Annotated in this window: 7 protein-coding genes; 1 reads left to right on the top strand and 6 read right to left on the bottom strand. The window is 72.5% G+C overall.

The annotated features are described in order from the left end of the window. The first annotated feature begins 287 nt into the window (after positions 1 to 287). On the top strand, positions 288 to 899 hold the full coding sequence (locus AAG589_RS14820; RefSeq protein WP_430568001.1) for a GNAT family N-acetyltransferase: 612 nt from the start codon (positions 288 to 290) through the stop codon (positions 897 to 899). Positions 900 to 959: 60 nt separating this feature from the next. Here AAG589_RS14820 and AAG589_RS14815 read toward each other — a convergent pair whose 3' ends face one another. The 6 genes from AAG589_RS14815 to AAG589_RS14790 form a co-directional block, all read right to left on the bottom strand. Continuing rightward, on the bottom strand, positions 960 to 1,943 hold the full coding sequence (locus AAG589_RS14815) for a sugar phosphate isomerase/epimerase family protein (RefSeq protein ID WP_430568000.1): 984 nt from the start codon (positions 1,941 to 1,943) through the stop codon (positions 960 to 962). Positions 1,944 to 2,020: 77 nt separating this feature from the next. Beyond that, on the bottom strand, positions 2,021 to 3,022 hold the full coding sequence (locus AAG589_RS14810) for a sugar phosphate isomerase/epimerase family protein (protein ID WP_430567999.1): 1,002 nt from the start codon (positions 3,020 to 3,022) through the stop codon (positions 2,021 to 2,023). Between the two features lie 57 nt (positions 3,023 to 3,079). Next, the gene (locus AAG589_RS14805) at positions 3,080 to 4,273 is read right to left on the bottom strand and encodes a Gfo/Idh/MocA family protein (protein ID WP_430567998.1); all 1,194 of its coding nucleotides are present in this window, start codon (positions 4,271 to 4,273) and stop codon (positions 3,080 to 3,082) included. Between the two features lie 64 nt (positions 4,274 to 4,337). After that, positions 4,338 to 5,405 (bottom strand): substrate-binding domain-containing protein, encoded by a 1,068-nt coding sequence (locus AAG589_RS14800; protein ID WP_430567997.1) that lies wholly within the window; start codon positions 5,403 to 5,405, stop codon positions 4,338 to 4,340. A 102-nt stretch (positions 5,406 to 5,507) separates the two neighbouring features. After that, positions 5,508 to 6,512, bottom strand: coding sequence for an ABC transporter permease (locus AAG589_RS14795; RefSeq protein ID WP_430567996.1), 1,005 nt, complete (start codon positions 6,510 to 6,512; stop codon positions 5,508 to 5,510). Next, positions 6,509 to 8,062 (bottom strand): sugar ABC transporter ATP-binding protein, encoded by a 1,554-nt coding sequence (locus tag AAG589_RS14790; protein WP_430567995.1) that lies wholly within the window; start codon positions 8,060 to 8,062, stop codon positions 6,509 to 6,511. Before AAG589_RS14790 ends, AAG589_RS14795 begins: the two co-directional genes overlap by 4 nt. Positions 8,063 to 8,119: the final 57 nt, after the last annotated feature.

Genomic DNA, 8,119 nt, shown 5'->3' with positions numbered 1-8,119 from the left:
CAGACTTTCTCGGCCGTTCCGACCGCCTGTTTCCAGCCGGTCGAACCGCCCGACGTCAATCGGGAAGTCCCCCGCACCGATGCTCGGGGCGCACGTATGCGATCCGATCCTCGATGTGAGTTCCAGCCCCGGGCGGCCACCTGAGCTCCGGTCTCCCGGGTGATGCTCGTTGGTGTCCGTCTCCCTGTCGGGCTGACGTCGTAGAACATTACACGCTCCGCAGCGCGCGGCCAACTCGGTCCGCGGTGACGCCCGGCACACCCCGCGGCCCGGTCCAGAATCGTGTCGTGAGCACCCCGCAGACCACCGTTCCGCACCCGTCGTCCGTCCTCGTCCGCCCTGCCCACGCGGAGGAGTGCGCACACGTGGCATGGCTCGCCGCCCTGACGTTTCCCCTGGCCTGCCCGCCGGGGACCGCCGTCGCCACCATGGCCGCGCACGTGGCGGCGCACCTGTCCCCCTCGGCCGTCAGCGGCTGGATCGAGTCGGACACGCACGCGCTCCTGGTCGCGGTCGCTGCGGACCAGGACGACCGGCCGGACCATGGACCGGCGACCCCGGTCGGCTACGCGCTCGTCGCCCTCGGCGAGCCCGACGGCGCCGACGAGCGGGAGGTGCTGCGCTCCACCGCGGGCCCTGGCCCCTACGCCGAGCTGTCCAAGATCTACGTCCACCCGGACGCGCTCGGCGGCGGCGTCGCCGCGCTGCTCCTCGAGGCGGCCGTGGCGGCCGCCGCGGACCTCGGCGGCGCGGCCCCCGTGTGGCTGGGCACCAACGGCCAGAACGCTCGAGCCCAGGCGTTCTACCGCAAGCACGGCTTCGAGGTCGCGGGCCGGCGCACCTACGACGTCGGCGGCCAGCAGCACGACGACGTCGTCATGCTCCGTCGGTCCGCCTGAGCGGCACCCGACGGCGGCCGGGCTGCCTCCGCCACCCGGCCGCCGTCGTCGGTGCAGGCGTCAGCCCCGGGCCCGCAGGGCGAGGATCGCGTCCGCGCTGCGCTCCGCGTTCCCGAACGAGTCCACGGGGAACGGCGGCTCGGCGACCGTCGACGCGTTGTCCTGCTCCCAGATGCCGTGCTGACGGCCGGAGCCGTTCAGCGCGCCGAGGAAGGCCTGGTAGTCGAGGTCGCCCACCCCGAACTCGACGATGTCGAACCCGTTGGCGGACTGCGGGTTCACCCGCCCGTCCTTGAGGTGGAACAGCGGGTAGCGGTCCCGGTGCGCCAGCACGTACTCGACCGGCTCGAACCCCGGGTACAGGTGCCGGCCGACGAAGGCCCAGAACACGTCCATCTCGAGGTAGACGGCCGCCGGGTCCGTGTTCTCCAGGAACACGTCGTACAGCCGCACGGCCGGGTCGTCGGTCGCGAAGCCGAACTCGTGCTGGTGGTTGTGCTGGTAGAACTTCAGCCCCCGCGCCGCGGCGGCCGCGCCGAACGCGTTGAACTGCTCCGCAGCCCTCAGGTAGCCGGCGACGGTCCGGTCGTTCGTCGGGGCGTTGGCCGTGCCGATGTGCGTCATCCCGAGCGTCTGGGCGATGTCGAGCTCGGCCTCCATGTTCCGGGCGAAGTCGGTGATGCCCCGGTGCGAGCCGACGGCGACCAGACCGTTGTCGTCGAGCAGCGTGCGGATCTGGGCCGGGGTGATGGCTCCGACCGACCCCTGGGTGTACCCGGCGAACTCCACCTCGCGGTAGCCGAGCGTCGAGAGCCGCTCGAAGACCGCCCGGAACCCGAGCGAGCTGACCTTGTCCCGGATCGAGTAGAGCTGGATGCCCAGCTTGCCCGGCGGGACGAGCCGACGGCCGGCGCCGGCGGCCACGGCGGCTGACGCCGTCGTGGACCCGGCGCCCGTCGCGGCGACGGTCGCGGCCCCCACCGCGACGGTGGAGCCCGCCAGACGCAGGAACGTCCGGCGGTCGAGCTCGGTACGACTGGTCATGCTGATCCCCTTTGATCAGGACGCCGGACCACCCGGCGCCACGCTGTCGCGAGCTGCCACGGGAACCGGGGCGCGGCTCAGCGCTGCGAGAACGCGGCGTCGAACGCCGCGTCCGGAGCGTCGAACGCGAGCCGGCGCACCAGCTCCAGGGCCTCGGGCGCGCCGACCAGGCGGTCCATGCCGGCGTCCTCCCACTCGATCGAGATCGGGCCCTCGTACCCGATCGAGTTGAGCATGCGGAAGGCGTCCTCCCAGGGCACGTCGCCGTGGCCCGTGGAGATGAAGTCCCAGCCGCGACGCGGGTCCGCCCACGGCAGGTGGGACGACAGCCGACCGTTGCGGCCGTTGCCCATCCGCTTCTTCGTGTCCTTGCAGTCCACGTGGTAGATGCGGTCCTTGAAGTCCCAGAGGAAGCTCACCGGGTCGAGGTCCTGCCACACCATGTGCGACGGGTCCCAGTTGAGGCCGAACGCCTCGCGGTGCCCGATCGCCTCCAGGGTGCGCACGGTGGTCCAGTAGTCGTAGGCGATCTCGCTGGGGTGCACCTCGTGGGCGAACCGCACGCCCACCTCGTCGAAGACGTCGAGGATCGGGTTCCACCGGTCGGCGAAGTCCTGGTAGCCCGCGTCGACCATCGCCTCCGTGGCCGGCGGGAACATCGCCACGTACTTCCAGATCGACGAGCCGGTGAAGCCCACGACCGTGTCCACACCAAGCTTCGCCGCCAGCCGCGCGGTGTGCTTCATCTCCTCGGCCGCGCGCCGCCGCACGCCCTCCGGGTCGCCGTCGCCCCACACGACGTCCGGCAGGATGTCACGGTGCCGCTCGTCGATCGGGTCGTCGCACACGGCCTGGCCCTTGAGGTGGTTCGAGATGGCGTACACCTTCAGCCCGTGCCGCTCCAGCAGGTCGAGGCGGGACTGGACGTACGCGTCGTCGTCCCACCGCCACGGGTCCAGGTGGTCGCCCCAGCAGGCGAGCTCGAGGCCGTCGTAGCCCCAGCCCGAGGCGAGGCGGGCCACCTCCTCCAGGGGCAGGTCGGCCCACTGGCCCGTGAACAGGGTGATCGGTCGTGCCATGGTGCTGGTCTCCTCGTCGAGATTCGGTGGTGCAGGCGGGGCTGTCGGGCGGGCAGGTCAGCGGGGCAGGTCGACCCAGACGTGGCCGGCGTCCGAGCTGCGCTCGACGGCGTCGAGCACGCGCTGCACGGCCAGGCCGTCGGCGAACGACGGCGTCGGCTGCTTCCCCGCCGCCAGGTCCCCGACGAGGTCGACGACCTGGTGGGTGAACGCGTGCTCGTAGCCGAGCCCGTGCCCGGCCGGCCACCAGTGCCCGCCGTAGGGGTGCTCGGGCTCGGTGACGACGATGCGGCGGAAGCCCGCCACCTCCGCGTCGTCCTGGGCGTCGAAGAAGTGCAGCAGGTTCATGTCCTCGAAGTCGAAGGCGAGCGCCCCGCGGGTACCGCTGATCTCCAGGCGGATGGCGTTCTTGCGGCCCCACGCGTACCGCGTGGCCTCGAAGGTCGCCGTCCCGCCGCCGGACAGGCGCCCGAAGAAGATCGCCGCGTCGTCGACGGTCACCGGTCCGGTGCCCTCCCCCGCCTCTCCCGACAGACCGGAGAACGACGCCGGGACGGGGCGCTCGCGCACGAACGTCTCGAGCATCCCGGCCACGCCGACGAGCCGCTCCCCCGTGACGAACTGCGCGAGGTCGACGACGTGCGCGCCGATGTCGCCCAGCGCCCCCGACCCGGCCTTCGCCTTGTCGAGCCGCCAGGACAGCGGCGCGGACGGGTCGGCGAGCCAGTCCTGCAGGTACTGGGCCCGGACCTGGCGCACCTCGCCGATCCGGCCCTGCTCGACGAGTCGCCGGGCGAGCTGGATCGCGGGGACGCGGCGGTAGGTGAACCCCACGGTCGCGAACACCCCGCGCGCAGCCGCGGCGTCGGCCGCCCGGACCATCTCCTCCGCCTCGGCCACCGAGTTCGCCAGCGGCTTCTCGCACAACACGTGCTTGCCCGCCTCGAGCGCCGCGACGGCGATCTCGGCGTGCGTGTCGCCCGGCGTGCACACGTCGACGAGGTCGACTTCGTCCCGCGCGACGAGCTCGCGCCAGTCGGTGACGGCGTCGTCCCAGCCGAGCCGGTCCGCGGCCGCCCGCACCCCGTCGGCGTTGCGCCCCGCCACGACCCGCATCCGCGGGGCGAGCGGGAGGTCGAAGAACCGCGGCGCCGTCCGCCAGGCCTGCGAGTGCGCGGCCCCCATGAACGCGTATCCGACCATCCCGACGCCCAGCGCCGGCGTGCCCCCTGCCGTGGCGTGCTCGCTCATCGAGCGACCTCCGTTTCCTCGTGCGACTGTCGTGCGTTCCTGCGTGCGGGCGACCGGACCTGGGTCAGGACCGGAACCCGATGGACATGTACTGGTCGACGTTGTCCGCCGTGACCACCGGCGCGTACAGCTGGGTGGTGCGCGGGACGCCGGCCGAGACCAGGTCGCCCATGTTCTTGTTCTGCACCACCAGGCGGGCGAGCTTGATGCCGTCGGCGGCCTGCGTCGACGGGTAGACGACCGTCGCCTTCAGCACCGAGTCGTCGGCCTTGATGTGCTCCATGACGTCGAGCGAGCCGGCGCCGCCGACCATGAAGAACTCGTCGCGGCCGGCGTTCTCGATCGCGGCCAGGACGCCGACGCCCTGGTCGTCGTCGTGGTTCCAGATAGCGTCGATCTTCGGCTCCGCCTGCAGCAGGTTCGACGTCGCCGTCTCGCCGCCCTGGACGGTGAAGTCCGCGGCCACCCGGGCGTCGACGTCGAGGCCGCAGTCGGCCAGCGCGTCCTTGAAGCCCTTGCTGCGGTCCTGCGTGAGGGGCAGGGAGTCGATGCCCGCGATCTCCGCGACGACGGCGTCGGGCTTGTCGCCGAGCTGCTCGCAGATGTAGGTGCCGGCGCTCACGCCCATGCCGTAGTTGTCGCCGAGCACCGTGGCACGCGCTGCGAACGGGCTCGAGAACTCCCGGTCGACGTTGATGACCGGGATGCCCGCGTCCATCGCCTTGGTCGCGACCTCGGTGAGCGCGGCGCCGTCGAACGGCAGCAGGACGATGGCGTCGACCTTGTCGTTGATGAACTGCTCGATCTGGCTGATCTGCACGTTGACGTCGTTGGTGGCCTCGGCCTGGCGGAGCTCGACGTCGGGGTACTGCTCGGCGGTGTCGACCGCCGCCTTGGTGATGGCGCCCATCCAGCCGTGGTCGGCGGCGGGGGCGGAGAAGCCGATGACGACGTCGTCGCCCGGCTCGTCGTTGCCCTCGGCCGCGGCCTGGGGCGCGGCCGACGTCTCGTCCTCGGGCGGCTCGTTGCTGGTGCAGCCGGCGGCGAGCAGGACGGCGGTGGCGGCCGTCGCGGCCAGCGCGACGGTGCGTCGGCCGCGGGTAGGACGCTCCAGCGCGGTGCGTGCGGACATGTGATCATCCTCGATTCGGTCCGGCCGTCCCGGGCGGGTGGCCCGGTGCGGGATGGTGCTGGGTGGCGCAGGGATGGTGCGAGGGTGGCGCGGTGCCGGGCGTCAGGTCGACGACGACCGTCGGGCGAAGCGCTGCTGGAGCAGGACGGCGATCACGATGATCGCGCCCTTGGCGACGTTCTGGGCCGAGATCGACAGGTTGTTGATCGTGAAGACGTTGGTCAGCATCGAGAAGATGAGGACGCCGACCACCGTGCCGACGATCGTGCCGCGGCCGCCGATCAGCAGCGTGCCGCCGACCACCACCGCGGCGATCACGTCGAGCTCGTAGAGCAACCCGTTCGTCGAGCTGCCGGCCGTGGTGCGGCCGAGCATCATGACGCCGGCGATGCCGGCGCACAGCCCGGACAGGGCGTAGACGTATAGCAGGTGGCGCTGCACCTTGATGCCGGCGAGCCGTGACGCCTCGAGGTTGCCGCCCAGGGCCACCGTGCGGCGCCCGAAGGTGGTGCGGTTGAACAGGAACCAGCCGGCGACCGCGACCAGCGCGAAGATCCACACGAGCACCGGGACTCCGATCACGTCGGCGCGGAAGAAGTCCAGGAACCCGTCCACGCTGACGACCTGCGTCTGCCGGCCGGAGATCATCTCCGCGAGCCCGCGGGCCGCGATCATCATCGCCAGGGTCGCGATGAACGCCACGACCTTGCCGTACGCGATGATCAGGCCGTTGATGAGACCGGCCGCCGTGCCCACCACGAGCGCCGTGAGCACCATGACCGTCCAGTGCACGTCCTCGGCCATCGCCTGCGTGGCGAGCGTGCTCGCCCACACCGAGGAGAGCCCCACCAGGGACCCCACCGAGAGGTCGATCCCGCCGGCCGTGATGACGAACGTCATCCCGATGGCGAGGACACCGGTCACCGAGGCGAGCCGGAGGATGGTCATGACGTTGTCGAGGCTGGCGAAGCGCTCGCCGCCCGTGACGACGCCGACGACGGCGAGGACGACCAGGGCCACGACGAGCCCGATCGTGCGGCCGGCGGGGCCGGACAGCCACGAGGGGCGCGCGGCCTTGGCGGGCGGCGACTCGACCTGGGTGCTCATGCGGCGGTTCCTTCCATGACGAGGTCGAGCACGCCGTGCTCGTCGATGTCCTGCGCGGGCGCGCGGTGCACGACGCGCCCCTCGGAGACCACGAGCACGTGGTCCGCGAGCCCGAGGACCTCGGGGATCTCGCTGGAGACGACGACCACCGCCGTCCCCGCGTCGGCGAGCCGGCGCACCAGGGCGTAGAGCTCGGACCGCGCGCCGACGTCGACGCCGCGGGTGGGCTCGTCCAGGAGCAGCACGTCGCAGCCGTGCACCAGCCACCGGCCGAGCAGCGCCTTCTGCTGGTTGCCGCCGGAGAGCGTGCGGGCCGCGCGGTCGACGTCGGCGGGCCGCAGGTCGAGGGCCGCCACCTGCTCGCGTGCCGCCGCGCGCTCGGCGCGCTCGTCGAGCCACCCGCCCCGGGCGATGCGGGCGAACGTGGAGAGGGTGACGTTGCGGTAGACCGGCTCGTCGAGGACGAGGCCCTGGCTCTTGCGCTCCTCGGGGCACAGCCCGACGCCGGCGGCTACCGCCGCGTCGACCGAGCCCGCGCGCAGTCGGCGGCCCTTGACCGCCACCGTGCCCGCCGTCCGCCGGCGCGCCCCGTAGAGCGTCTCCAGGATCTCCGACCGGCCCGCCCCGACGAGGCCGGCGAGGCCGACGATCTCCCCGGCCCGGACCTGGAACGACACGTCGTCGAACGTGCCCGCGAGGCCGAGGCCCTCGACGTCGAGCACGACGGGCGCACCGTCGGGGACGCCCGGGCGCTCCGGGAACGCGTACTCGACGCTGCGGCCGGTCATGAGGCGGATGAGCTCGGCCGTCGGGGTCGAGGCGGCCGGGAGGTCGCGGCCGACCGTGCGGCCGTTCTTGAGGACGGTGATGCGGTCGCCGATCTGGCGGATCTCCTCCAGGCGGTGGGAGATGTAGACGACGGCGACGCCCTGCTGCGTGAGCGCCCGGACGACGCGGAAGAGGTTCTGCACCTCGCCGGCGTCGAGCACCGCGGACGGCTCGTCCATGACGATGACGCGCGCGTCGTGGGAGAGCGCGCGGGCCATGGACACCACCTGCTTGCCCGCGGCGGAGAGGCTGCCGACCTCGCGGTGGGGCGAGATCTCCGGGTGGCCGAGGCGGGCCAGCAGCTCGCGCGTGCGCGCCGTGGCCTCGCGGCGCTGGGTGAACCCGCCGCGGTCGAGCTCGTGCCCGAGATAGACGTTCTCCGCGACGGTCAGGCCGTCGACGACGTCGAGCTCCTGGTAGATCGTCGCGACGCCGAGCCGCAACGCCGCGACCGGGTGCGGGATGACGACCTCCTCGCCGCCGATCACGATCCGGCCCGCCGTGGGCTGGTGCGCCCCCGCGAGCACCTTGATCAGCGTCGACTTGCCGGCGCCGTTCTGGCCGAGCAGGCAGTGCACCTCGCCCGGCAGCACGTCGAGGTCCACCCCGTCGAGCGCCTTGGCGCCCGGGAAGTGCTTGACGATGCCTTCCATGCGCAGCAGGGGCGCGGAGGCGTCGGTGCCCTCCGGCGGTGCCGCGTCGTCGCGGTCCACGTCGACCATGGGTCCGAACCTAGGGCCGCTTCTGTCGGCCGTCAAGCAAAAGGTGCGGGTGAACCG

Source organism: Isoptericola sp. F-RaC21 (assembly GCF_038593535.1).
Taxonomy (GTDB): Bacteria; Actinomycetota; Actinomycetes; order Actinomycetales; family Cellulomonadaceae; genus Isoptericola.
Note: the sequence above shows the minus strand (reverse complement) of the source record. Positions and strands in the feature narration are given on the sequence as shown.